General features: G+C 67.2%; 21 protein-coding genes. 9 read left to right on the top strand and 12 right to left on the bottom strand.

What is annotated here, in order from left to right; genetic code table 11:
- Positions 1–2: 2 nt before the first annotated feature.
- Positions 3–479, top strand: coding sequence for a MerC domain-containing protein (locus SSKA14_RS12355; RefSeq protein WP_008268744.1), 477 nt, complete (start codon positions 3–5; stop codon positions 477–479).
- A gap of 113 nt (positions 480–592) precedes the next feature.
- On the opposite strand, the gene SSKA14_RS12350 is transcribed toward SSKA14_RS12355, so the two are convergent.
- Positions 593–2,725 carry a TonB-dependent receptor gene (locus SSKA14_RS12350; RefSeq protein WP_008268319.1) on the bottom strand — a complete coding sequence of 711 codons (2,133 nt, stop codon included), beginning with the start codon at positions 2,723–2,725 and terminating at the stop codon, positions 593–595.
- A 188-nt stretch (positions 2,726–2,913) separates the two neighbouring features.
- On the opposite strand from SSKA14_RS12350, the gene SSKA14_RS12345 reads away from it, so the two are divergent.
- A complete protein-coding gene (locus SSKA14_RS12345; protein WP_008266520.1) occupies positions 2,914–3,762 on the top strand; it encodes an AraC family transcriptional regulator in 849 nt (282 codons plus the stop codon).
- Between the two features lie 65 nt (positions 3,763–3,827).
- Here SSKA14_RS12345 and SSKA14_RS12340 read toward each other — a convergent pair whose 3' ends face one another.
- From SSKA14_RS12340 to SSKA14_RS12325, 4 genes are all read right to left on the bottom strand, one after another.
- The gene (locus SSKA14_RS12340) at positions 3,828–4,721 is read right to left on the bottom strand and encodes a LysR family transcriptional regulator (protein ID WP_008266467.1); all 894 of its coding nucleotides are present in this window, start codon (positions 4,719–4,721) and stop codon (positions 3,828–3,830) included.
- Between the two features lie 232 nt (positions 4,722–4,953).
- Positions 4,954–8,025: a CusA/CzcA family heavy metal efflux RND transporter gene (locus tag SSKA14_RS12335; RefSeq protein ID WP_008267762.1), complete on the bottom strand. Its 3,072-nt coding sequence runs from the start codon at positions 8,023–8,025 to the stop codon at positions 4,954–4,956.
- Positions 8,022–9,194 carry an efflux RND transporter periplasmic adaptor subunit gene (locus tag SSKA14_RS12330; RefSeq protein WP_008265556.1) on the bottom strand — a complete coding sequence of 391 codons (1,173 nt, stop codon included), beginning with the start codon at positions 9,192–9,194 and terminating at the stop codon, positions 8,022–8,024. The genes SSKA14_RS12335 and SSKA14_RS12330 overlap by 4 nt, the downstream gene beginning before the upstream one ends.
- Complete coding sequence (locus SSKA14_RS12325) at positions 9,191–10,438, bottom strand: TolC family protein (RefSeq protein WP_040007621.1); 1,248 nt, start codon at positions 10,436–10,438, stop codon at positions 9,191–9,193. The genes SSKA14_RS12330 and SSKA14_RS12325 overlap by 4 nt, the downstream gene beginning before the upstream one ends.
- 62 nt (positions 10,439–10,500) lie before the next feature.
- On the opposite strand from SSKA14_RS12325, the gene SSKA14_RS12320 reads away from it, so the two are divergent.
- Both SSKA14_RS12320 and SSKA14_RS12315 read left to right on the top strand, forming a co-directional pair.
- Entirely contained in the window at positions 10,501–11,175 is a 675-nt protein-coding gene (locus SSKA14_RS12320) for a response regulator (protein WP_008267739.1), read from the top strand.
- The gene (locus tag SSKA14_RS12315) at positions 11,168–12,550 is read left to right on the top strand and encodes a sensor histidine kinase (RefSeq protein WP_008268123.1); all 1,383 of its coding nucleotides are present in this window, start codon (positions 11,168–11,170) and stop codon (positions 12,548–12,550) included. Before SSKA14_RS12320 ends, SSKA14_RS12315 begins: the two co-directional genes overlap by 8 nt.
- Before the next feature lie 420 nt (positions 12,551–12,970).
- Here SSKA14_RS12315 and SSKA14_RS12310 read toward each other — a convergent pair whose 3' ends face one another.
- Both SSKA14_RS12310 and SSKA14_RS23815 read right to left on the bottom strand, forming a co-directional pair.
- Positions 12,971–15,322 (bottom strand): GH92 family glycosyl hydrolase, encoded by a 2,352-nt coding sequence (locus tag SSKA14_RS12310; RefSeq protein WP_008265632.1) that lies wholly within the window; start codon positions 15,320–15,322, stop codon positions 12,971–12,973.
- Between the two features lie 271 nt (positions 15,323–15,593).
- Positions 15,594–15,878 (bottom strand): hypothetical protein, encoded by a 285-nt coding sequence (locus SSKA14_RS23815; protein WP_157635939.1) that lies wholly within the window; start codon positions 15,876–15,878, stop codon positions 15,594–15,596.
- 225 nt (positions 15,879–16,103) lie between these two features.
- On the opposite strand from SSKA14_RS23815, the gene SSKA14_RS12305 reads away from it, so the two are divergent.
- From SSKA14_RS12305 to SSKA14_RS12295, 3 genes are all read left to right on the top strand, one after another.
- Entirely contained in the window at positions 16,104–17,990 is a 1,887-nt protein-coding gene (locus SSKA14_RS12305) for an autotransporter outer membrane beta-barrel domain-containing protein (protein WP_157635938.1), read from the top strand.
- Between the two features lie 415 nt (positions 17,991–18,405).
- The gene (locus SSKA14_RS12300; RefSeq protein WP_008267939.1) at positions 18,406–18,651 is read left to right on the top strand and encodes a hypothetical protein; all 246 of its coding nucleotides are present in this window, start codon (positions 18,406–18,408) and stop codon (positions 18,649–18,651) included.
- Positions 18,652–18,726: 75 nt separating this feature from the next.
- Entirely contained in the window at positions 18,727–19,323 is a 597-nt protein-coding gene (locus SSKA14_RS12295; RefSeq protein WP_008264844.1) for an NUDIX hydrolase, read from the top strand.
- An 18-nt stretch (positions 19,324–19,341) separates the two neighbouring features.
- Here the strand turns inward: SSKA14_RS12295 and SSKA14_RS12290 are convergent, their stop codons facing one another.
- Together SSKA14_RS12290 and SSKA14_RS12285 are read right to left on the bottom strand one after the other, a co-directional pair.
- Positions 19,342–19,665 (bottom strand): thioredoxin family protein, encoded by a 324-nt coding sequence (locus SSKA14_RS12290; RefSeq protein WP_008268354.1) that lies wholly within the window; start codon positions 19,663–19,665, stop codon positions 19,342–19,344.
- Between the two features lie 5 nt (positions 19,666–19,670).
- Entirely contained in the window at positions 19,671–20,087 is a 417-nt protein-coding gene (locus SSKA14_RS12285; protein WP_008267365.1) for a host attachment family protein, read from the bottom strand.
- Positions 20,088–20,269: 182 nt separating this feature from the next.
- On the opposite strand from SSKA14_RS12285, the gene SSKA14_RS24265 reads away from it, so the two are divergent.
- Both SSKA14_RS24265 and proP read left to right on the top strand, forming a co-directional pair.
- Positions 20,270–20,398, top strand: a complete 129-nt coding sequence (locus tag SSKA14_RS24265; RefSeq protein ID WP_008265219.1) for a hypothetical protein — start codon at positions 20,270–20,272, stop codon at positions 20,396–20,398.
- A 195-nt stretch (positions 20,399–20,593) separates the two neighbouring features.
- Complete coding sequence (proP, locus tag SSKA14_RS12280; RefSeq protein ID WP_008266462.1) at positions 20,594–22,081, top strand: glycine betaine/L-proline transporter ProP; 1,488 nt, start codon at positions 20,594–20,596, stop codon at positions 22,079–22,081.
- A gap of 40 nt (positions 22,082–22,121) precedes the next feature.
- On the opposite strand, the gene SSKA14_RS12275 is transcribed toward proP, so the two are convergent.
- From SSKA14_RS12275 to SSKA14_RS12265, 3 genes are all read right to left on the bottom strand, one after another.
- Positions 22,122–22,745, bottom strand: a complete 624-nt coding sequence (locus tag SSKA14_RS12275; protein WP_008264590.1) for an AAA family ATPase — start codon at positions 22,743–22,745, stop codon at positions 22,122–22,124.
- 3 nt (positions 22,746–22,748) lie between these two features.
- Positions 22,749–23,090 carry a type II toxin-antitoxin system prevent-host-death family antitoxin gene (locus SSKA14_RS12270; RefSeq protein WP_008267874.1) on the bottom strand — a complete coding sequence of 114 codons (342 nt, stop codon included), beginning with the start codon at positions 23,088–23,090 and terminating at the stop codon, positions 22,749–22,751.
- A gap of 71 nt (positions 23,091–23,161) precedes the next feature.
- Positions 23,162–24,748, bottom strand: a complete 1,587-nt coding sequence (locus SSKA14_RS12265; protein ID WP_008265419.1) for a PAS domain-containing protein — start codon at positions 24,746–24,748, stop codon at positions 23,162–23,164.
- Positions 24,749–24,750 lie beyond the last annotated feature (2 nt).

Below are 24,750 nucleotides of genomic sequence, written 5' to 3'. Positions count from 1 at the left end.
TTATGGACCACATCCCCTCGATGCCCGCAAGGGCCCTGGCCCAGCCGCCAACTTCGGCACGCTGGCATCCCCGCCTCGATCTGGCCGGTGCCTGGCTGTCGCTGGCCTGCGCCGCCCATTGCATCGCCCTGCCGTTGCTGTTGGCGTTCGTGCCGGCCGCGATGATGGCGCTGCGCTCGTTCCAGCACCCCGGCCATGGCGCGATGACGCTGCTGCTGATGATGTCGCGCTGGGAGTGGCTGTTCGCACTGGTGGCCTCGGCGCTGGCGCTGGCCAGCACCGCGGCGGGGCTGCGCCGGCATGGCCGCCGATGGCCGCTGCGGTTGGCCTGCGTGGGCGCCGGCCTGCTGCTGTCGGCGTCCTTGTATCTGCCGCTGAAGGAGTCGCTGCTGTGGCACGGGGTGGCAACGGCCTGCGGCGGCGTGCTGCTGGCATGTGCGCATATCGGCAACCGGCGCGCGCTGCACCGCCCTCGGTAACGCTGCGAAGATGCCGGCCAGCGGCCGGCACTACCGTCCGTTGGAAGCGCGGGCCGTCTGCGCCGCACCACCACCGGTAGCGCCGGCCGCTGGCCGGCGCGTGCCCCGCCACCTCAGAAGCGATAGCCCACTTCCGCGCCGAAGATCCGCGGGCTGTCGACCGGACCGTAGTAGTTGCCGTCGCGACCGAACGCCAGGTTGTCGAAGATCAGGCCGTTGATGCGGCGCTTGTTGGTAAGGTTCTGTACGAACACCCGTGTGCTCCACGGCCCGTGCTCATAGCCCAGCTGCGCGCCCAGCACTGCAACGGCCGGCTGGAACGCGCGGTTGCGTTCGTCCAGTGCACTGGAACCGGTGAACTGCGATTCCAGCCGGGCATACAGACCGGACTGGAACTGGTAGCGCGCCGCCAGATAGCCGGTGTAATGCGGGGTCAGCTTGACCCGCTTGCCGTCCAGGCTCTGGTCGACGCTGACCCATAGTTTGGTGTACTTCGCATCGACATAGCCCACGTTGGCCATCAGGGTGAAGCCGGGCATCACCTCGAACACGCCCTCCAGCTCGGCGCCGCGCGAACGGATCGACGCATCCGAGCCCACGTAGTCCGACGAGATCGGGCGGCCGTTGGCATCGGTGGCGACCTGGATCTCCTGCCAGTTGTCCGAGGTGATGTGGAACAGCGCACCGCCGATGTGGCCACGGCCACCGGCCAGGTTCATCTTGAAGCCCAGCTCATGGCTCCACATGCGTTCGGATTCATAGCGCAGCACCTTGTCGTTGACCACATCGCTCTGCGCTGCGGCCAGGTTGAAGCCGCCCGGAATGTAGCCCTTGGCCGAGGCCGCATAGAACGACAGGTCGTCGGTGGCGTCGTAGCGCAGCGACACCCGCGGCAGCGTGGCCGAGAAGGTATGCGCCAGCGCGGCATCGCGGTACAGCACGCGGCCGCCGGCGCCGAGGTCCAGCGCACCGGCACGCTGCTCGGTGGAACGCCGCGCCTGCTCATGGCGCAGGCCCGCACTTGCGGTCAGTTGCGGAAGCGACGGGAAGGTGTAGCTGGCGGTGGCGAACACACTGTAGTCCTCCCCCTTCGAGGTCTGCCGCGGCGCCAGGTTGTAGCTGTCCAGCCCACGCAGCGCAGGACCAACGAACGTACCCAGGATGGAATCCTTGCTGTTGCGGTAGGTGGACACACCGGCCATCCAGGTCAACGCCTGGTCACTGGGCGAACTGAAGCGCGCCTCGGCCGTCCATTCGTTCTTCCGGTCGTAGATGCGGCCTGCCAGTGCCGGGCTCTGGGTCATGTCGAAGTCGTAGCCGGCCGAGGTCACTTCCTCGTTCCGCCAGGAGGCGGCCACGTCCAGCGTGCCGGCCTGCAGCTGCCATTGCGCGCTCAGGCCTGCCACCGACTCATCCTTCCCGGTGCGCTTGGGTGCGTCATTGATGTAGGTGAAATCACCGGCGCGACGGCCGCCGTTGAGCGAGCTGCCGTAGGTGCGGTTGTACAGGCCGGTATCCAGCGGCAGGTACTCGTACTCGAACATGCCCGGCGCACGGGTGCGCAGATGGTAGGCCAGTGCATTCACCGAAACGTAGTCGCTCGGCCGCCAGCGCAGCTTGCCCTGCAGGTAGCCCTCGCCCACCCTGCCGCGCGCGCCGGAGGGCGTGAGGTTCTTCAGGTAGGCATCCTCGTCCGAGCCCATGAACGCCACCGAGCCGGACAGGCGGCCATCGCGGCTCAACGGGCCGGCCAGGAAGCCGTCCAGTGCCGTGCCGTTGCCATTGCCGAACCAGGTACTGCGCACATTGAGTTCGCCTTCGCGCGCATCGGCCGGACCGCGCGTGCGCACCAGCACCAGGCCGGACTCGCTGTTGGCGCCATACAGCGTGCCCTGCGGCCCGCGCAGCACCTCCACCGACTCGACCTGGTTGAGCACGGCATTGCTCAGTTCACGGAACGGAATTCCATCGATATAGACCGACGCACGGTTGACCAGGAACGGATTGGACTCGATGCCGCGGATCGAGATGAACATGTTGCTCAGCTGGCCCATCGCATTGAACTTCACGTTCGGTGCAAGCTTGTCGAGGTCACGGAACTCGGTGACACCGGCCTCTTTCAGCGCCTGCCGATCAAGCACGGTGACCGACAGGTCGCTCTTCAGGTACGGGGTATCGCGCTTGGAGCCGGTGACACGGACACCGTCAAGCGTGGCCGGGTCGGCCTGCTGGGCAAGCGCGGGCATGGCAGGAATGAGCAGGGATGCCGCAACAAGGGCGGCAGCAGGCGTGGACGACTTCAACGGACGGACCTCAACGGATGGAAAGGCGGACGCGCGGGCGGCGGCAGCGCGGGTCAAGAGTGTTATCCTGTAACATTCGCGCCATCCCGCCACTCCATTCGCGGCAGCGCCGCTCCATTTCCGGATCCGTGATGCCCGCCCTCGCCGACCAGTTGCTGCGCGAAACCGGCCCCCAGGCAGCGGCTGCCCACCTCAGCCCGGACGGGGCGGTGGTCCTGCTGCGCCACCGCTTCGAAGCCAGCGAAGGCGAGATGGGCCATCCGCAGCAACTGCGCCTGGGCATGGCCATGGCCGGCGGGGGGTGGCTGCAGCAGCGCACGCTCAACGGCGTGCTGCAGGCCCCGTGGCGACCGGGCCAGTTCAACCTGGTCCTGCCTGGCGACAGCGGCACCTACGCCAGCCCGGCCGTCGAGGTGCTCGGCATTGCCATCGACACCCGCGCGTACCCGCACCACGCACTGGCGCTGCAACAGCTGCAGCCGCTGGCGGCGCGGCTTCACCACGACCCGGTGATCACCTCGGTACTGCAGGCACTCTGGTGCAGCACGCAGGCCGGTGCGTGCCTGCCCGGCTTTCTCGAACACGGCGCGCAGGTGCTGCTGCATCGCCTGGGCCAGCTTGCCGGCCAACGGCGCGATGTACGCGGCACGACCCCGGCGTTGTCGCCGCAGCGCCTGTTACAGCTGAAGGACTACATCGACGCACAGCAGGGCCAGCCGCTGACCGTCACCGAGCTGGCTGCCGCAGTGCAGATGCAGCCGTCCAGCTTCGGCCGCGCTCTGCGCGCCGCCACCGGGCTGCCACCGTATGCATTCCTGACCCGGCACCGCATGCAGCGGGCCGGCGCCGCGCTGGCGCAGGGCCGCACGGTCACCGACGTTGCGCTGGCCAGTGGCTACGCCAACCCCAGCAAGTTCAGCGCGGCGTTCCGCCGTGTGCTTGGCTGTTCGCCCTCCGCCTGGATCGAGCAGGCGCGGTAATGAAGGCCGCTGGCCGGCTTCTGCATTGCATCGACCAGTCCCGGGTTGCCGGCCAGCGGCCGGCACTACCCTGCCCGGCCGAACAGCGCCGCCACCCAGTCGATGAACACCCGCAACCGCGGCGAGGGCGTGCGGTTGCGCGGGTAGACCAGGTTCAGCGGGCTCGGCGTTGGCGGCATCTGCGGCAGCAGTTCGACCAGCTCGCCCCGCGAAATGTACGGATCCATGCGGTAACGCGGTGCCTGGATGATGCCCAGCCCCGCCAGCGCAGCGCCGAGGAACGCATCCGCACCGGACACCAGCACCCGCGCCGGCAACGGCACGTAGCGGACCTGCCCGTCCTGCTGGAACTCCAGGGGAATCAGCTGGCCGGTGGCGCTGGAGCGATAGCCGACCATGTCGTGGCCGTCCTTCAGGCATTCAATGCCCTCGGGCATACCCTTGGCCCGCACGTAGTCCGGCGAGGCCACGGTGACCTCGCGCAGCAGCGTCAGCCGTCGCGCCGCCAGGTCGCTGTCGGCCAGCGTGCCGACCCGGATCGCCGCATCCACGCCTTCGCGCAGCAGGTCGACATAACGGTCTCCCTCGCTGACGTCCAGCTCGATGTCCGGGTAGCGCTGCAGGAAGTCCGGCAGGTGCGGAAACAGCAGATGCCGGCCCAGCGTGCCATGCACCTCGATGCGCAGCGGGCCACGCGGTGGCACGTCACGGAACGCGGCCTCGGCATCGTCCATGTCGGCGATCAGTCGCAGGCAACGACCGTAGAAGGCTTCACCCTCCAGGGTCGGTGCCACCAGTCGCGTGGTCCGGTTCAACAGGCGCACCCCCAAGCGCTGCTCCAGCGCCTTGATCGCGTCGGTCACCGTGGCCCGTGGCAGGCCAAGGTCCTCGGAGGCGCGGGTGAAACTGCGGCGCTCGACGATACGGACGAAGGCGCGCATGGCCGTAAAGCGGTCCATTGTTCGGCTGTCCGGATGGTGTGGGTTGATTATGCACGATTGTCCGCCGTGGGCAGGCGCCTTGGCGTATGCCAACCAAGGTTGGCATCTACCAGATCACGGCACACTGTTCGACGCCCCCTGGGTGGGTACCTTGGCGTATGCCAACCAAGGTTGGCATCTACCAGGGCACGGCACACCGGTAGTCGCCCACCTTGGTGGGCGTTCCGCACGCGCCAACCAAGGTTGGCACCTACCGCGCCTCGCGGCGGCGGTGTACCCAGTAGTACAGCGTGGGCAGCACCAGCAGGGTCAGCAGCATCGCCGACAGCAGGCCGCCGATCACCACCACCGCCAGCGGCTTCTGGGTCTCGGCACCGATCGCGTGCGAGGTCGCCATCGGCAGCAGCCCGAACATCGCCAGCAGCGCGGTCATCAGCACCGTGCGCAGGCGCTGCAGCGAACCCTGTACCACCGACTGCAGCAGGTCCATGCCCTGTTCGCGCAGCTGGGCGAAGCGACTGAGCATCACCACCCCGTTCAACACGGCTTGCCCGAACAATGCAATGAAGCCGATCGCCGCCGACACCGACAACGGAATGCCGGTCAGCCACAGCGCCAGGATGCCGCCGATCATCGCCAACGGCACGTTGGCCAGGATCAACGCTGCACTGCTGATGTCCTTGAAGGCATCGAACAGCAGCACGAAGATCAGCAGCACCGACAGCGGAATCACCCAGCCCAGCCGCTTCATCGCGCGCTGCTGGTTCTCGAACTCGCCGGACCACTCCAGCCGGTAGCCCTCCGGCAGCTGCACGCTGGCGTCCACGCGCTTGCGCATGTCGGCCACCACGCTGCCCATGTCGCGCCCGGCGATGAAGATGCTGACCGCTTTCACCCGCTGCGCGTTCTCGCGCGAGATATTGATCGCGCCGCTGGCCATGCGGAACTCGGCCACATCGGACAGCGTCACCGCGTGGCCGTCACCGATGCCCACCGGCACCGTGCGCAGCCGCTGCAGGTCGCGGTCTGCGTCGTCCAGCCGCAGCGTGATCGGGAACCTGCGGTCACCCTCCCACAGTTCGCCGACCTGGCGCCCGCCCAGTGCGGTCTCGATCACTTCGTCGATGTCGCGCACATTCAGGCCGTAGCGCGCAGCCCGGTCACGATCGATCTCGATCTGCAGTTGCGGCAACGCGCCGTCGCGGTCGATGAAGGCACTTTCCACGCCGTGCACGCCGCGCACCTGACCGAGAATCGCCTGGGCCTGCCGGTTCAGCACGTCCAGGTCCGAGCCGCTGACCTTGATCACCACCTGGCCCTTGATCTGCGAAATGCTCTCCAGGATGTTGTCGCGCACCGGCTGCGAGATCGAGAACTCCGGCCCTGGTATGCGCTGCTCCAGCGTGCGCTGCAGGTCGCTCACCAGCTGCCGCTTGTCCACGCCCTTCGGCCATTCCTTCTCCGGCTTCAATGCTACCAACGCCTCGATCTGGTTGGCGCCCTTGGCATCGGAACCATCTTCCGGGCGCCCCAGCTTGGCCACCACTGTCGATACCTGCGGGAACGTGCCGACCAGTTCGCGGATGCGCCGCGACTGCTGCTGCGCCTCGGCCAGGCTGGTGCTGGGGTCGAGCGTGGCGGTCAGCCAGATCGAGCCCTCGTCCAGCTCGGGCAGGAACTCCGAGCCCAGCCGGGTGCCCAGCGCCAGTGTGCCGACCAGCAGCGCCACCGCGGTCAGCACCACCGCCCGCGGGCGAGCCAGGGCACGCTCCAGCACCGGCTTGTACCAGCCGGTCAGGCGGTCCATCAGCGGATTGCCGTCGCGCATGCGGTCGCGCCGCAGCCACCAGTAACAGAACAGCGGCACCACGGTCAGCGCCAGGATCAACGCACCGATCAACGCCGAGGTCACCGAATAGGCCATCGGCGCGAACATGCGGCCTTCCTGGCGCTGCAGGGTGAAGATCGGGATATGCGCGGCGATGATGATCATCATCGAGAAGAACGTCGGCCGCCCCACTTCCGATGCTGCCGAGAGGATGGTCGAGAAGCGTGTCTTCCTGTCTGCCGTGGGTGGCAGCTTCGATAGTCGCGAAACGATGTGCTCGGTCACGATCACCGCACCATCGATGATGATGCCGAAGTCCATCGCCCCCAACGACAGCAGGTTGGCCGGCACGCCCCACAGGTGCAGGCCGAGGAAGGTCGACAGCAGGGCCAGCGGCATCATGGCCGCCACGATCAGTGCCGCGCGGGCGTTGTACAGGAACAGCCACAGCACCAGGAACACCAGCACGGCGCCTTCCAGCAGGTTGCGGAACACCGTTTTCAGCGTGGTCGAGACCAGCCACGAGCGGTCGTAGAACGGCTCGATGCTGACCCCGGCCGGCAACTGGTTCGCCTCGATCTCGGCGATGCGCGCATGCAGGGCGTCGAGCACGTCGGACGGATTCTCGCCCTTGCGCATCAGCACCATGCCGAACACCGCATCGTCGTTGTCATCCTGCCCGACCAGGCCCTGCCGCGGCAGCCCGGTGTCGGCGATGCCGGCCAGGTCGCGTACCAGGATCGGCGTGCCGCCGCGCTGCCCGACCACCACGTTGCCGATGTCGGCCGGCGAGCGCATCAGGCCCACGCCGCGGATCAGGAACTGCTGCTGGCCGCGCTCCACGTAGCCGCCACCGGCATTCGAACTGCCCTTCTCCAGTGCCTCGGCGAACTCACCGAGGCTGATGCCGCGGTCGCGCAGCTTGTCCAGGTCCGGCTTGACCTGGAAGGTCCGCGCGAAGCCGCCGAAGCTGATCACATCGGCCACGCCCGGGACGGTGCGCAGGCTGCGCTCCATCGTCCATTCCTGCACGGTCCGCAGCTGGGTCGAGGTCAGGTGCGGGCCTTTCAGTACGTAGCGGTAGATCTCGCCCACCGCCGAACTCATCGCCTCCAGCTCCGGCGTCACCCCTTCCGGCAGCTCCACGCCCTGCAGGCGTTCCAGCACCTGCTGGCGCGCGAAATAGTCGTCGGCCTTGTCATCGAAGGTCAGGATGATCATCGACAGGCCGAACTGGGTATGCGAGAACACCCGCACCGAATGCGGAATGCCGGACAGCGCCACCTCCAATGGCATCGTCACCTCGCGCTCCACCTCTTCGGCAGCGCGGCCCGGGTGCAGCGAGACCACCGTCACCTGGGTATCGGACACGTCCGGGAAGGCTTCCACCGGCAGCACGCGGAACGCGGCGATGCCCGTGCCGATGAACAACAGCAGCGCCAGCATCACCATCAGCGGCTGGCGCAGGCAATAGGCAATCAGGCGATCGATCATGGGGCGGCGTGCCCCGTGCCGCTGCTGGCCGCCGTCGGCGCACTGTCGACCAGCTGCTGCAGCAGCAGGCCACCTTCGACCACCACCCTGCTGCCTGCCGCCAGGCCCTCACGCACCCAGAGGCGGCCATCGCCCAGCTCTTCAGCATGCACCGCGTGGCGCACGAAGCGGCCCTTGCCTTCCTCCACGAACACCACCTGCGTGCCGTTGATCAACAGCACCGCCGCATCCGGCAGCGAAACGCCACCCTCCGCCGGCAGCGCCACCTGTGCGCGCACGTACTGCCCGGCCTTGAATCCGCGCGAGCGGTTGTCCAGCTCGGCGCGGGCCTGCACCACGCGGCGCTCGCTGTCGACGAAGTCATCCACATGCTGCAGCGTGGCCTGCAGGGGTTTGCCATCGGCGCCCGGCACGCTCACCGGCATGCCGGCCTTCAGGCGCCCGGCCAGGCTTTCGGGGATGTCCAGCAGCAGCCACAGGCGATCCGGATCGCCGATCACCGCCAGCGGCTGTTCACTGTCGGGGCTGACCGACATGCCCGGGCTCATCCGCCGTTCCACCAGCACGCCCTCGATGGGCGCACGCAGCGGCAGGCGTTGATCGACGTGCTGGCCGTTGCCATAGGCCTTGGCGAAGGCGGTTGCGCGCGCATGATCGGCCTGGCTGCCAGCGAAGCTGGCCTCGGCCTCGTCCAGCTCGCGCCCGGACGCCACACCGGCAGCATGCAGCTCGCGGGTGCGCTCCAGCTCTTTGCGTGCCTGCTGCAGTTCGGCGCGACCACGCGCGCCCTCGGCCTGGGCCTGGCCGAACTCGGGCGAGGTGATCCAGGCGATGATCTGGCCCGCCTTTACCTGCTGGCCCGGCTGCGCCTCGATGCGCGCGACCTGCCCCGGCAGCGGCGTGCGCAATGCGCTGGAGCGGGTCTCATCCCAGACCACACGGCCTGGCAGCTGCAGGCTGGCACTGGCACCGGCGGTCACCGCCTCGCTGCGCAGCACGTCCAGCTGGCGGCTGTCGGCCGGAAACTGGATCTGGCCGGCACTGACCTGCGGCGCATCTTCGGTATACGACGCCGGCTCGCGGCCACAGCCGCTGAGCAGGGCCAGTGCCAGCAACACCGGCAGCAGCGCTTGGCGCGCGCGCGGGCGATGGGCGACGGTGGACTTCATCGGGACTCTCCTTCGGCAACGGATGTGGCGGCTTCCCAGCGCGCCAGGGCAATGGCATGGTCGGCACGCGCCTCGATCAGCGCGGCCTCGAAGTCGCGCCAGCTGCGGCGCGCATCCAGCAGGTCGGTCAGGCTGGCGGCACCGCGGCGGTAGGCCAGCTCGATGCCCTGCACCGCCTTGCGCGCGGCATCGGACTGCAGCCCTTCGTAATCGGTGCGGCGCTGCGCGGCGGACTGTGCGCTGGCCTGCAGCTGGTCCAGTTCGGCGCGCGCTTCGCGCTGCAGCACCTGTAGTTCCAGTGCGGCACTGTCCCGATCCGCTTCGGCGCGCTGGATGGCACCGCGTGTGCGCGACGGTCCACCCAGCGGAATGGTCAACGACACGCCCCAGGTGACACCGCTGATGTCGGTCGGCTCACGTTCGGCCTCAACGCCCAGCTGGATATCGCGGTGGCGCTCGCTGCGGGCCAGCGCCACACCGGCATCGGCGGCGGCCAGGCGCGAATGCGCGGCACGCAGATCGGCACGCTGCTGCGGGTCGAACCCACGCGTGTCGGCCACATTGCGGGTCTCCGGCCACGGGTCGTCGGCACTGAGGCTGCTGCTGTCATCACTGCCGAGCAGCAGCCCCAGCGCGTGCCGGGCGTCGCGCAGATCCAGCGCCGCCTCGCGCGCGGCATCGGCCACGGCAAGATCGTCCACCGCCAATCGCGCACGATCCACCGGCGCCATCGCCCCTGTTGCGACCTGCTTGTCCGCCGCGGCCATCTGTTCGGTCGAACTCTGGCGGTTTTCCTCGGCAATCTGCGCCCGCTCCTGGGCGCTCTTCAGGCCGAAATAGGCCTCGTGCAGCGCCACCTGCTGGCGGCGTCGGGTATCGAGCATTTCCAGTCCGGCCACCTGCAGCAACGCGTCCGCCTGGCGGATGCGCAGCGCTCGCTTGCCGCCACGCTCCCAGGTCCAGCCCAGGCCCAGCGTGCTATCCACCCGCTTGTCCTGCCAGCGGCCGGGGCCGATGCCATGCTTGGGGCTGATCTTGCTGCTGCCGATCGACAGCTCGGCCGCGGGCCGCAGGGCGGCGGTCTGCGCATCACCCTGCACGCCGCGCAGCTCCAGTGCCGCCGCACGCAGGTCAGGGTTGTGCGCTTCCATGGCGCGCTGCGCGTCTGCCAGGGACAGCGCCGAAGCTGCTGGCGCGCACACGAGGGCGGCCAGCACAGCCGCAAGTCGAAGGGAGAAATTCATGCGCGTCACGGTAAGGTGACGCACTTGCGCCAAACTTGCCCCAACCTTGCACGAAGCTTGCAATGCGAATCCTGCTGATCGAAGACGACGCCGCCCTGGCCGATGGACTGATCCGTGCCCTGCAGGGCGCCGGGCACCTGTGCGACCACCTTTCGCGCGGGCTGCATGCGCCGGCCGCGCTGGCCAGCGTGCCGTATGACGTGATGGTGCTCGACCTGTCACTGCCCGATGTCGATGGCCTCGACCTGCTGTCGCGGCTGCGCAACGACGGCGTCACCCTGCCGGTATTGATCCTGACCGCGCGCGATGGCGTCGACGATCGCATTCTGGGGCTCGACCGTGGCGGCGATGATTACCTGGCCAAGCCTTTCGCACTGGGTGAGCTGGAAGCGCGGCTGCGTGCGCTGTCACGCCGCCGCAGCGATGCACCGGCACTGAAGCGGCTGGGCCGGTTGTGCTTCGACAGCATCCGCAACGAGGCGCAGGTGGATGGCCAGCGTGTCGAGCTGACCGCGCGTGAGCTGGCGCTGGTCGAGGCGCTGATGCAGCATCCCGGCCGCACCGTCACCAAGCAGCGCCTGTTCGATGCGCTGTACAGCTGGGACCACGAGGCCAACCTGTCGGTGATCGAAGTGCATGTCAGCCGCCTGCGCCGCAAGCTGGAACAGGCGCGTGCCGGCGTTGGCATCCGCATGCTGCGCGGCCTCGGCTACCGGCTGGAGGCCGGCGGTGACTGAGCGCGTGCACAGCCTGCGCGGACTGCTGCTGCGGCGCCTGTGGCTGCCGCTGCTGGTACTGATGCTGTGCAGCGCGGTGGGTTCGTTCGCACTGGCGCGCTTCTACGCCGGCCAGGTCTACGACCGCTGGCTACTGGACTCGGCGATGTCGCTGTCCGAACTGGTGGAGGTGCAGGATGGGCGGGCCTCGATCGAGATCACGCCGGCGGTGTCGCGCATGTTCACCTGGGACACCACCGATGAAGTGCATGGCGAAGTGGTCGATGCCGGCGGCGGACGCCTGTACGGTGACCTGCCCGAAGCATTGCCCCGCCCTGCCGCTGCCGCCGCACGCGATGACGAGGCCGTCTACTACGACGCACGACTGCGCGGACAACCGGTGCGCATGGTCGAAGTGGTGGTCAGCGCCGGACCCGGCCACGACATCCGGCTACGCGTGGCCGAAACGCTGCGCAAGCGCCACCGGCTGGAGCGCAAGCTGCTGATGACCAGCATCCCGTTCCAGGCCGCGATTCTCGCGCTGGCGGCGTGGCTGGCGTGGTCGGGTACCGGCGCCGCCGCGCGCCATGCCAACCAGGTGGCGCGCCGCTTGGCCAGCCCTCGCCCCGACCCGCTGGCGCCGCTGGAGCCCGCGCAGGAGGCGCCGCGCGAACTGTGGCCGGCGGTGGAGGCCTACAACGCGCTGCTGCAGCGCCTGGACGCGATGCAGGCCGCGCAACGCCGCTTCGTCAGCAATGCCGCGCATCAGCTGCGCACGCCGTTGGCGGCGATGCAGGTGGAACTGGAGAGTTCACTGCGCCAGCATGATCCACAGGCGCAGCAGCTGGCGCTGTCCGGCACGCTGGGCGGACTGGCGCGGCTGCAGCACCTGGTCAACCAACTGCTGATGCTCAGCCGTTCCGAAGATCCACAGGGCAGCGCGTTGCCGCTGCAGTCGGTGGATCTGGCGGTGCTGGCGCGCGGTGTGGTGGAGCGCTATGCGGACAGGGCGTTGGCCGCAGGAGCAGACCTGGGTTACGACGGGCCCGACGAGGGCGTGTCGATCCAGGGTGATCCGCAACTGCTGCGCGAAGCGCTTGGCAATCTGCTGGACAATGCCCTGCGCTATGGCAGCGTGCGCGGGGTGATCACGCTCGGCCTGCAGCAGAACGCCGAAGGTGTGCAGGTGTGGGTGGACGACGACGGCGCCGGCATCGCCGAGGTCGAGCGCGGGCGTGTCACGGAACGTTTCTATCGGGCCAGCAGCGAGGGCGACGGCTGCGGCCTGGGCTTGGCGATCGTGGCCGAGATCGCGCAGCGGCATGGTGCGGCATTGGCGATCGATACCGCCCCGATTGGTGGCGCGCGGGTCGGATTGCACTTCCGCTCCCGGTAGATGCCCACCTTGGTGGGCGCTTTCGCTCTCCCGTGTGCCAACCAAGGTTGGCACCTACCCAAGGCGCGGTAATGCCGGCGGACGAGGCCCGGTTTCGCTCCGGTAGATACCCACCTTGGTGGGCGCTTTCGCTCTCCGCGTGCCAACCAAGGTTGGCACCTACCAAAGGCGCGGTAATGCCGAGGCGGCGGAGCCGCGATTTCGCTTCTGGTAGATGCCCACCTTGGTGGGCGCTTTCGCCCTCCGCGTGCCAACCAAGGTTGGCACCTACCAAAGGCGCGGTAATGCCGAAGCGGCGGAGCCGCGATTTCGCTCCGGTAGATACCCACCTTGTGGGCGCTTTCGCTCTCCCGCGTGCCAACCAAGGTTGGCACCTACCAAGGGCGCGGTAATGCCGACGCGGCGGGGTCCGCCCCCAAATCACCGGCTCATCGAATACGGCGCCTGCGCGCCCTGCCCCGGCCAGTCCTTGTTCGGCTCGGCCTGCATGCTGAAGCGCAGTTCGCCACCGGCCAGGATCTCGTCGTGGCGCAGGAAGGTGCGCTGCAATGGCTTGCCGTTGAGGCTCACGCTGCCCACGTAGGTGTGCTTGTCGTCCAGCCCGTCGGCCACGATGGTGAAGGTCTTGCCATTCGGCAGGCGCATCGCGGTCCTGGGCAGGAACGGGCGGCCCAGGATGTATTCGCCCGAGCCCGGTGCCACCGGATAGAAGCCCAGCGCGGTAAACACATACCACGCCGACATCTGGCCGACGTCATCATTGCCCGCCAATCCATCGGGGCGATCGGCGTACTGGGTGTCCATGATCTGCTTCAGGCGCGCCTGCGTGCGCCACGGCTGGCCGGCATAGGCATACAGGTAGGCCACGTGATGGCTGGGCTCGTTGCCGTGCGCGTACCAGCCGATCAGGCCGGTGATGTCTTCCATGTGCTCGAAGATGGACGGATCGACCTTGGCGTTGAACACCTCATCCAGCCGCGCCAGCAGTTTGTCGCTGCCCCCATGTGCAGCGGCCAGGCCAGCCACGTCCTGCGGCACATACCAGGAATACTGCCAGGCATTGCCTTCGGTGTAGTCGGTGCCGTAGCCGCTGGCACTGGGGTCGAACGGCGTGCGGAAGCTGCCATCGCGCTTGCGTGCGCGCATGAAGCCGGTGTCCTTGTCGAAGGCGTTGCGCCAGTTGCCGGCGCGCTTGTCGAAGGTGGCCGCAACATCGGTCTTGCCCATCGCCTGCGCCATGCGCGCGATGGTCCAGTCGTCGAAGGCGTACTCCAGCGTCTTGCTGGCCGCTTCGCCTTCTTCGTCGATCGGCACGTAACCCAGCTCGCGGTACTGCGCGATGCCGTCATAGGGACCGTAGTTCGCGGTTTCGACCATCGCCTTCAGCGCCTTGTCGGCGTCGAAGCCGCGGATGCCCTTCACGTACGCATCGGCGATCACCGGCACCGCGTGGTAGCCGATCATGCACCAGTCTTCCAGACCGTGGAACGACCACACCGGCAGCATGCCGTACGGGCTGTGCTCGTGGTGGGCGAGCATGGAATTGACGAAGTCGCTGTTGCGTTTCTCCGGCTGCACCAGCGTCAACAATGGGTGCAGCGCACGGTAGGTATCCCACAGCGAGAACGTGGAATAGTTGGTGTAGCCCTCCGCCTTGTGCACGGCGTTGTCCGAGCCGCGGTACTGGCCGTCGGCATCCATGAACAGCGTCGGCCCCAACATGGAGTGGTACAGCGCGGTGTAGGCACTGCGGCGTGCATGTTCCGGTGCCTCGATATCGAGCACCGACAGTGCCTGCGTCCATTCCTGTTTCGCTTGGGCGCGCACGCGGTCGAAATCGAAGTCCGCCACTTCGGCGTCCAGGTTGGCGATGGCGCCGGCCTCGCTGACCGGTGAAATGGCCACCTTCACCACCAACGGTGCGTCCAGCTTGCCGAACGCGAAGGTGCCGACCAGCTGCCGGCCCTCGATCTGCGCACGCTGCGCTGGGTCCTTCTCGCCCGGCGGCGGGAAGCCCTTGTAGACAATGTCCTGCTCGGTGTTGTGCAGTTCATGCCCGGCCAGCGGACGCGAGAATCGCATCGCGAAGTACAGCTGGCGGCCCGGCGCCCAGCCGCGGGTTTCGCGGAAGCCGGTCACCGTGCCATCGGCGCGCACCCGCACCCGCGACCACAGCACCTTGCCCGGGTAGTCGTACATGCTGGTGCGCATGTCCAGCAGCACCTTGGCGTCGGTGCCCTTCGGGAACGCGTAGCGGTGTACACCCACCCGCGCACTGGTGGTCAGCTCCGCGCGCACCTTGTAATCCTCCAGGGTGACCGCGTAATAGCCCGGCTCGGCCTTCTCATCGTCGTGGCGGAAGCGCGAGGCATAGCCGCTGCGGGGCTTTTCCGGATCGCCGCGCTCCAGGCCCGGCGTGCCGGTGAACGGCATCAGCAGGATGTCGCCCAGATCGGAGTGACCGGTGCCGGAGAAATGCGTGTGCGAGAAACCGACGATGCTGCTGTCGTCGTAGCGGTAGCCGGCCGCCCAGCCATAGGCCTTCTCGCGCGGCTGGATGCGCGTGTCCGGGCTGAGCTGGACCATGCCGAACGGCACCGTGGCGCCGGGATAGGTGTGGCCTTCGCCGCCAGTACCGATGAACGGGTCGACCGCCGCATAGGCGCGCTCGGCGGGTGATTTCGGTGTGGCGGCCAGGGCGGTACCGGACGCCAGCATGGCAGTGGCGGCGACGGCGATCAGGAAACGACGGTCCAGCGTGGGCATCGGCATTTGGATCGATTCAGGCGATGGCCGATGCTAGCACCGGCATTCAGGCATCGCATGTTGCGCTGCGGCTGAATGAATCCAAAGGCGACAGAAGTTGTCCGATTTCCTATGCAACTAATTGCATGGTCTGGGCTCCTGCGGGTCACCAGACTGGGTTCGAGCCCAAAACGGCGTAACACAGTCCCGACGAAATTCGCGGTCGCAACGAGACCGTCGTCGCATTTTGTAGCGCTCGGGCAGGAAAAGGCACCCGAATCACTTTGTCTTCACGCCATCAGGGCGTTCCATTCACGCCGACGAAGTGAATGCGGTTTCTTTCCTGAAGTTCCACACCCACAGGAGTTCCGTCATGCAGATCGCAGTTCGTCGTTCCCTTGCGCTGGCCGTAGCCAGCTCTCTTGTCCTGAGCGTTCCTGTCTACGCTGGAACCCTTACGCCGGGCCAGACCGCCACTGTCCAACCGGGTGATGTGCCCGAGGCCTGGACGCTCAACAATGCCGAACTGATCGTGAATCCGGGTGGCGGCACGCTCGGCATCGTTGCTGGGCAGCAATCGCAACTGAAGATCAGCGGTGCACAGATTTCCGCGACAAGCACTTCAGGCGGAATAGAGCTTCAGACCAGCACAATGACGATGTCCAACTCCGCCGTCACCAATAGTGCCGGACGAGCTCTTACGCTATCCAGCGGCGCCCTTCCTGGTGGCTCCACCGCAAATATCAGCGATAGTCAGCTCACAGGCCTGGGGGTGGGCATTAGCGTGTTTTCAAGGACTGGACGCGCCGTGCTGAATCTTGATCGCACTCAGGTAACCGGGAGACTGACCAGCTCCTTCAATCCGGCACTCGAAGGAAACGGCATCCTGGCGCTCGAGAACAGCGACATTCTGGTGGGTAATGGCAGTGTTGTCACCGGTGAGCTGAATGGTATCTACGCAGTAGGCAGTGCCAATTTCGCCGGAACTTCGACTGTTGTGATCGATGCATCCAAGGTGGAAGGCAAGGCGGGCGCCGCGTTGCTTGTCGGTGTGCCGCGAGGATCCAGCACCCCGGATTTGGACATTCAGTTCACCGCCCGCAACGGCGCCCAGCTCGTGGGTGGCAACGGCAACCTGCTCGAAGTCAACGCAGCCGCCGCCACGGTCGGCTTCACCGTCGACAACTCCCAGCTCACCGGCAACATCATCAACACCGGTGGCAGCACCGTGAACGTGGCACTGAACAACAGCGCCACCCTGCTCGGCGCCACCCAGAACATCACCTCGATGGCGGTGGACAATGCACGCTGGCAGCTGAGCGGCAACAGCAGCACCGGCACGCTGTCGCTGGGCAATGGCGGTGAAATCGCCCTCGGCGACGGCTCCGCCTTCCACACCCTCAACGTGGCCGGCAACTTCACTGGAAATGGCGGCACCCTCGCCTTCAACACCGTGCTGGCCGGCGATGATGCGGCCACCGACAAGCTGATCATCGGCGGCGACACCAGCGGCACGGCCAACGTGCGCGTCAACAACGTGGGCGGTGCCGGTGCGCAGACCACCCAGGGCATCCAGCTGATCCAGGTCGGCGGCGCGTCCAATGGCCAGTTCAACCTGGCCGGCCGTGCCGTCGGTGGCCAGTACGAGTACTTCCTGTTCAAGGGCACTGGTGCCGATGGCAACTGGTACCTGCGTTCGCAGCTGCCGACCCAGCCCGACCCGTGCGAGGTAGACCCGACCCTGCCCGAATGCAACCCGGAAATCCCGGACCCAGTGCTGCGCCCGGAACCGGGTGCCTACCTGGCCAACCTGCAGGCCGCGCAGAACATGTTCCGCCTCGGCTACCACGACCGTCATGCCGGCCAGAACAGCGGCCGCGCCTGGGCGCGCGTGGATGGCTCGCGCAATGGCTTCGATGCCATCAGCCGCCAGCTCGACATCCACGGCAACAGCCAGGCGCTGACCGTCGGTGCCGATCTGTGGCGTCACGAATCGGGCAGCAGCGCGGGTGTGATGCTGTCCAGTGGCAACGCCACCAGCACCTCCACCAATGAACTGACCGGCTACTACGCGCGCGGCAAGGTGAAGGGCGAAGCGCTGGGCATCTACGGCACCTGGCGCGGTGGCAATGGTGCCGACCCGTATGCGGGCTTCTATGTGGATGGCTCGCTGCAGCGTGCGCAGTTCCGCAACCGCGTGGAAGGCATCGGCCTGGCTGCCGAGCGCTATGACAGCCGTGCCTGGCAGGGCGCGGTGGAAACCGGCTACGCGTTCCGTGTGGGCGGCGCCAGCAACGGCGGCATCTATCTGGAGCCGCAGCTGCAGGTGGGCTACAGCCGCTGGGACAGCAACCGCCACACCGAGGCCAACGGCACGGTGGTGGGCGCCGAGAATGCCAACGGCATGTTCGGCCGTGCGGGCCTGCGTCTTTCCGGCGTGACCCGCTGGGGCAACGGTGCCGCCGAAGTACAGCCCTACCTTGCCGCCAACTGGCTGCATACCCGTGCCGAATCGCAGATCCGCATGGATGACGAGCTGGTGGATGCACGCATCCCGCGTAGTCGTGGCGAATTCAGCGGCGGCGCCTCGGTGAAGTTCAGCAATGGCATCGGCGCCTGGGGCGGCCTGTCGCTGCAGCGAGCCAGTGGCTACCACCAGACCAGTGCGCAGGTGGGTGTCAGTTACAGCTGGTAACAAGACGTCTTCGGCCCGCAGCCAGTTCGATCGCGGGCTGACAACGGGGCGAGAGGTGTGGCCGTTCAACAGGAGTTCTCGGCCGCTGCATGGAAGGCGCGACAGGGAGGGTCGCGCCTGACAAGTTTTTGTAGGAACCTGATGTGGTGAATGATGTGATCTTTCGATCCTGCCGGTTCGGCAGAGACAATCAATGGGCGTTCGCACCGTGATGTGTGCAGGATGGCGCCGCAGCGGACATACCGCTGCCGGGATTGGAACCCCGGAATGAGCTACGAGAACTGCTTGCCGTAACTACGGCGGGCGGTGCGCGGCGGCCGCATGGCCCTCCGGCTTTTCTCGTAGCTCAGCCGAAGTTCCAACCTCGCATCGCCCGCCACCCTCGCGGTGGCCATCACACCCAGGGAGTTCCCGCATGATCCACGAACGTCCGCTCAGCCCGGCCATGGAATCGCTGCTCCATCGCATCGAACAGGCCTTCAACAGCGCCGAGGGCATGGCCATCCTTATCGGCGAGCAGTACGGCCCCGAGCCGAAGCCGCCCGCGCCGATGGGCTACAACCCGAAGCAGATCGCCACCGCAATGATCATGCTGAGCCAGCACGGGCGCTGCCTGCTGCAGGCGCTGCGCGAGGAGGCGGAGAAGGTGACGCTTCACTGAGCCGGATGGGGTGAGCCGGCACTTGCCCGACGCTCTGGGTCGCCCTACCCTGCGCCCAGACCAGGGAGAACCCGCATGGCCCGCCGCGCTGCACGATGGATCGCGATTGCAGGAATGATCGCCACCGCCTCTGCTGTCCATGCCGATCCGCCCCCACCGCCACCCGCCGTTGCCCGCACCGCGCAGGACGACTATACCATCCTGCGCCTGCTGGTGACCGACGATCAGGGCCGCCTGTTGCTCGAACACAACCGCAGTGGCTGGATGACGCCTGCCGTGCGCGCCAACCGCAAGCAGAGCGTGCAGGAAGCGCTGCGGCAGCTGGCAACGGAGCTTGGCCTGCAGGTGTCACCGTTCACGCTGGCGGCCCTCTACAGCTATCGTTTCAACGAGGACCCGCCCGACCCCACGCATGACGCGGTGTCGTTCCGGCAGCACTATCGCGCCACGCTACGCAGTGGGCAGCCGCCCGCCACCACCGCGGACAAGCAGTACCGCTGGGTGAGCCGCGACGAAGCCGCGCATCTGATTGGAATGCAGGCATTGCGCATGGAAACCCTGCAGGTGCTCGACCACCCCGAAACGCTATGGGGTGGCGCCTTCGAGTTGTCGTTCAAGGGCGATGAGGCCACCGGCACCGAGCTGATCGAGCCGTTCTACCCGTTGCGCTGACCACGCGCGTAACCGCACTCAATCCGGCAGTGCCGCCTGCAGGGTTGCAAGGTCGGCACTGTGCAGCGGCCGCACCACCCGTGCCACCTCGTGGCCGTCATGCAGCAGCACGGCGGTCGGCCACAGCTTCACTTTGAACGCACGGCCCAGCGGCTTGCCCTTGCCGTCCTCGATTTTCCAATGCACCAGATCGTTGGCATCGACGAAGGCCTGCAACGCCGCCTGTGCGGCCTGGCAGTGGCCGCACCACGGTGCGCCAAATTCCAGCAGTTGCCAGCCCGGCTGTGCTTCCACATCCGCATGGGCCGGCTCTGCCGAGAGGTGATCACGCATGAACGGCATGTGCGTTACGCCGCCAGCGCCTTCTGGATATCAGCCAACGGTGCGTTGGTCAGGTCCTTGGCGATATCACCCAGCAGGCGCGACTGCACTTCCTTGTGCAGCAGCGGACGGATGCGGCCCAGCGTGGTCGGGTCGGCCACCAGCACCAGATGCGCGTAGCGGTTGTTGAGGGCATCGTCGTTGAGCTGCTCGGCGACCTGCTTGGCGAAGGTGGCTTCATTGAGCTGCGAGATCGACATGTCCTTGGGCACCGCGCCGGCCGGCCCCTGCCCCGAGACACCCTGCTCGCTGATGTCCTGCAGGCGCAGCTCACCTTCCTGCTTCAAGGTGAGTTGATGCTCGCTGCCGACGTTGGTGAACACGCGGGCAGAGCCGCCATCGGCGACGATGATGAGGGTGCCTTCGGGAATGCGACGGGTCATGCGATGTTCCTTGTGGAGTGCGTTCACCCGCACCGTAGCCAGCCGTGCGTGAGCGGCGCGGCCACAGTTCGTTCAACGCATGTCATCACACACGCGCTGCAGATGAACAGGCGCGATGGAACACAGCGTGCAGCTCAGCCTGCTTCGCTGCACGCTCACGCCGATGTCGTTATGATGAACGGATGATCGACACGACCCACTACGTGACGGGCGCACCTGTTACGTGGGAAGCACTGCCGACCGGCGCTTCGCTTGCCACGCATGTTCCCGCCCTGCATTTCCATCGCCTCGCGCTGGATCCTGGCGGCTGACGCCCGCAGGCCCTTCTGCCTGCATTCCCTACGCTGATGTGACACCCGGCCGCTGACTGCGCTGCCGCCGTGATCCCGTTTCCGTGTTTCCGTCCCTGCGGCCGTACCGTGCCGTGCCGTGCGCGTGGCATCGCGCCTGCGCCTGTTCCCGGAACACACCCCATCGCTCATTCCCCCACCTGACAGGGAGCCTCCATGCAGGACACCCCCGATTCACATGCTCATTTCGGCTGGTTCAAACGCCGCCGCCACCTGAAGGTCGATGAGATCACCGTTGTCGACAAGCCCATGCTCAAGCGCGCCGTCGGCGCCGCTGCGCTGGGCAATGCCATGGAGTGGTTCGACTTCGGTGTATACGGCTATCTGGCCGTCACCATCGGTCAGGTGTTCTTCCCCTCAAGCAATCCCACCGCACAGGTAATCGCCGCCTTCGCCACCTTCACCGTGGCATTCCTGGTGCGGCCGCTGGGCGGCCTAGTGTTCGGCCCGCTGGGCGACCGTTACGGCCGCCAGAAAGTGCTGGCATTCACCATGATCCTGATGGCGCTGGGTACCTTTGCCATCGGCCTGATTCCCTCCTACGAACGCATCGGCATCTGGGCGCCGGTGCTGTTGCTGCTGGCGCGCGTGGTGCAGGGCTTTTCCACCGGCGGCGAGTATGGCGGGGCAGCCACCTTCATCGCCGAGTACTCCACCGACCGCAACCGCGGCCTGATGGGCAGCTGGCTGGAGTTCGGCACGCTGGGCGGCTACATCGCCGGTGCCGGCACCGTCACCGCGCTGCACATGCTGTTGAGCAGCGAGCAGATGCTGGACTGGGGCTGGCGCATTCCGTTCCTGGTGGCCGGCCCGCTGGGCCTGCTCGGCCTGTACATGCGCATGAAGCTTGAGGAAACCCCGGCGTTCCGCGCCTTCGCCGAGGAAGCGGAGAAGCGCGAACATGACCGGCCGGGGCTGGGCGCGCTGCTCCAGGTGCACGGCCGCCAGCTGCTGGTGTGCATGGGCCTGGTGCTGGTGTTCAACGTCACCGACTACATGCTGCTGACCTACATGCCCAGCTACCTCAGCGTCACCATGGGCTACGCCGAGAGCAAGGGCCTGCTGCTGATCATCATCGTGATGCTGGTGATGATGCCGTTGAACATCGTCGGCGGATTGTTCAGTGACAAGCTGGGCCGCCGCCCGATGATCATCGGTGCGTGCATCGCGCTGCTGGTGCTGGCGGTGCCGTGCCTGCTGCTGGTTGGCAGCGGCAACGACTGGATGATCTTCCTCGGCCTGATGCTGCTGGGCCTGGCCCTGGTGTGCTTCACCAGTTCGATGCCGTCCACGCTGCCGGCGCTGTTCTATACCCCGGTGCGCTACAGCGCGCTGTCGATCGCCTTCAACGTGTCGGTGTCGCTGTTCGGTGGCACCACGCCGCTGGTGACCGCGTGGCTGGTGGAGCGTACCGGCGATCCGCTGGTGCCGGCCTACTACCTGATGGGCGCGGCGGTGATCGGCCTGGTGACCATGCTGTTCGTGAAGGAAACCGCCGGCCTGCCGCTGCGCGGTTCACCGCCGGCCGTGGGCAGCGACAAGGAAGCGGCCGCGTTGTTGAAGAGCGACGTGCCGGTGACGGTGGACCCGAGCTTGCCGCCGTTGCCCGACGTTGCAGAGCCCGAGCAGGTGAAGCCGGCCTGAGGCCCGGCGCGAAACGGCATCCATGCATGGCGTGGATCTACTATGTGGCGTTCAATGCCATCGCGCGCATGACGATGGGCTTGGCCCAGTCCGGGGTGTGCAGCAGTTCGGCCACTGACACCGGGTACTGCAGTTGGCCCTGCGCCATCGCCAGCACCGGCAGTGGTTCGACACAGCCCTCGGCATCGGCCGGGGCGCTATTGTCGTAGACATGCAGTTCGGCCAGGTGCGGCAGCAGGTCCAGCAGATTCTCGCGCGCGGAATCGAAGCGCGCGTGGATCTTCTCGACCGGAATGTCGTGGCCACCGGCTGCCACCCGCGCGGCGACGCGGGCGATGTGCAGTTCGACATCGGCCAGGCCACAGAACCAGATCGCGACGTGGTGCCGTTCGCAGGCCTCGCGCAGCAGGCGCGGAATGGTGTTGCCGCCCAGCGTGGTCTCGAAGGCAAAGTCGGTGCCGTCGGCCATCGCCTGGCGCAGGCGGCGGGTGCCTTCCTGCCACGCCTCGGCGTTGGCCTCGGGCAGCGGCCAGCCGGCCTCCACCAGGCGCCGGGTGAACGCATCGGGGTTGAACCAGCTCAGCCCTTCGGCTTCCAGCCAGGTGCCCAGCAGCGAACTCTTGCCGGCGCCATTGACGCCGGCCAGCACCAGGATCCGCCCCATCGGTCAGAGCGGACGGCCGAGGGTGACCTTGCGGCCGCGACGGATCGGCTGGCCCAGCACCTTGCCCAGCCCCTGGCCACGCTGCAGGCCGGCCAGGGTCTGGTCAAACTCGCTGCGCAGGCGCATCAGCTCCTCGCTGCGCTCACCGGCATCACCGCCGGACGCCTTGGCCAGCAGTTCCTGATAGGTGCGGATGTCCACGATCACCGCTTCGGGGTGGTTGTGGTTGGTGATGACCAGCGCCTGCTTCTCGCGCACGGTGCGCATCAGGCTTGGCCAACCGCGGGTCTTCACCGACGAGGCCGGGGCCTTTTCAAGGCCGGGCAGATCCAGCGGCAGGGTCATGGCACAGCTCCGGGCAGAGGTGGACTATGGCCACTATACCCAATTTGGCCAAATTGGGGATAAACCGGGCTTCACCGGCCCGGTCCCGCCTGCGGCGCATCGGTCTGCAGCAGGCTGCCGCGCTCGCGCAGCGGGAACCGGATCCAGGCGTCCAGCCCCTGCGGGCTGAAGCGCAGCTCGCCACTGCCGGCCAGTTCATACGGTACGCGCTGCTCGATCAGGGTGCGGCCGAGGCCGCGCTGCTGGGGCAGCGCCCAGCCCTCCACTTCGGCATGGCGCTCGCACCAGTGCAGGCCCAGCCAGGGGTGTTCATCCTGTACCTGCAGATGCCAGGACACGTCAACACGGCCGCTGTCATGGCTCAGTGCACCGTAACGGAGCGCATTGGTGGCCAGCTCATGGATGGCCAGCGACAGCACTTCGGCGGCCTTGGGCGGCAGCAGCACATCCTCGCCCTGCAGGCGGTAGGCGTCCATCGAAGGCGTCTCCGCCGCGATTTCCTCGTTGAGCATGCCGCGCAGGCAGACCCCGGCGTTGGCGCCGCGGGTCAGCAGGCTCTGCGTGCGCGCCAGCGACATCAGGCGCCCGCACAGCCGCTCGGCATATTCGTCCACGCTGCCGACCGACGCGCGGGTGCGCCAGGCAAGGGCATGGATGGTCGACATGATGTTGCGCACCCGGTGCTGCAGCTCGGCCAGCAGCACCGACTGGCGCTCGGTGGCGCGCTTCAGGTCGTCGATGTCCACCGCAATGGCGAACACGCCGCTGACCTCGCCATCGGTATCGCGCAACGGCGCTGCGGCAACCCGCGTCCAGCGCGCGCGGCCATCGTCATGCAGGTACTGGAACTCCAGCCCCGGCACCACGGTTTCACCGCGCATCGCCCTGGCAATGGCGAAATCATTGGGCCCGATCGCGCTGCCGTCGGCGTGCCAGCCACGCCAGCGATGCTGGTTGTCCGCATCGGCGGACGGCACCTTGCCGGTGGGCAGATAGGCGCGCATCTGGTCGTTGGACAACAGCATGCGACCGTTCAGATCAACAATGCACAGTCCTACCGGCAGCATCCTGAAGGCCAGCTCGAGGCGACGCTCGCTCTCGCGCCGCCGCCCTTCTTCACGCTCGCGCGCGGCCTGCGCCAGATGCGCGGCAGTGGTATCGAACATCGTCACCAGCACGCCGTTGATGCGCCCTTCCTCGCCGCGGATCGGGCTGTAGGTGATGGTGAACCAGACATCCTCCAGGCGACCGTGCCTGGCCAACGGATACAGCTTGTCCTCGAAGGTGAGGGTTTCGCCCTGCCAGACCCGGGTATAGAGCGGCCCATTGATGTGCCAGACCTCGGGCCAGCACTCGCGGGTCGGCTGGCCGAGCCCGGCCGGATGCCTGTCGGCGAGGATCTCGGCATAGCCGTCGTTGTAGAGCTGCACCAGCTGATCGCCCCACAGCACGATCATCGGGAAGCCGTGGGCCAGCATCAGGTCCACCGTGGCACGCAGGTGGGGCGGCCAGCGGCCCATCCCGCCGAGCGGCGTGGATGCCCAGTCATGGCGGGCAATGCGCGCAGCCATCCCGTCGTGGCGGGCGTGCAGCCGCAGCGCCGGCGGCATGCCGGCCTGCCGGTCGGCGGCGTGGAAACCTTCGATACGGCGCCCCATAC

The organism is Stenotrophomonas sp. SKA14 (assembly GCF_000158575.1).
GTDB lineage: Bacteria > Pseudomonadota > Gammaproteobacteria > Xanthomonadales > Xanthomonadaceae > Stenotrophomonas > Stenotrophomonas forensis.
The sequence above is the reverse complement of the archived record's forward strand: the minus strand, read 5'-3'. Positions and strand labels throughout refer to the sequence as shown.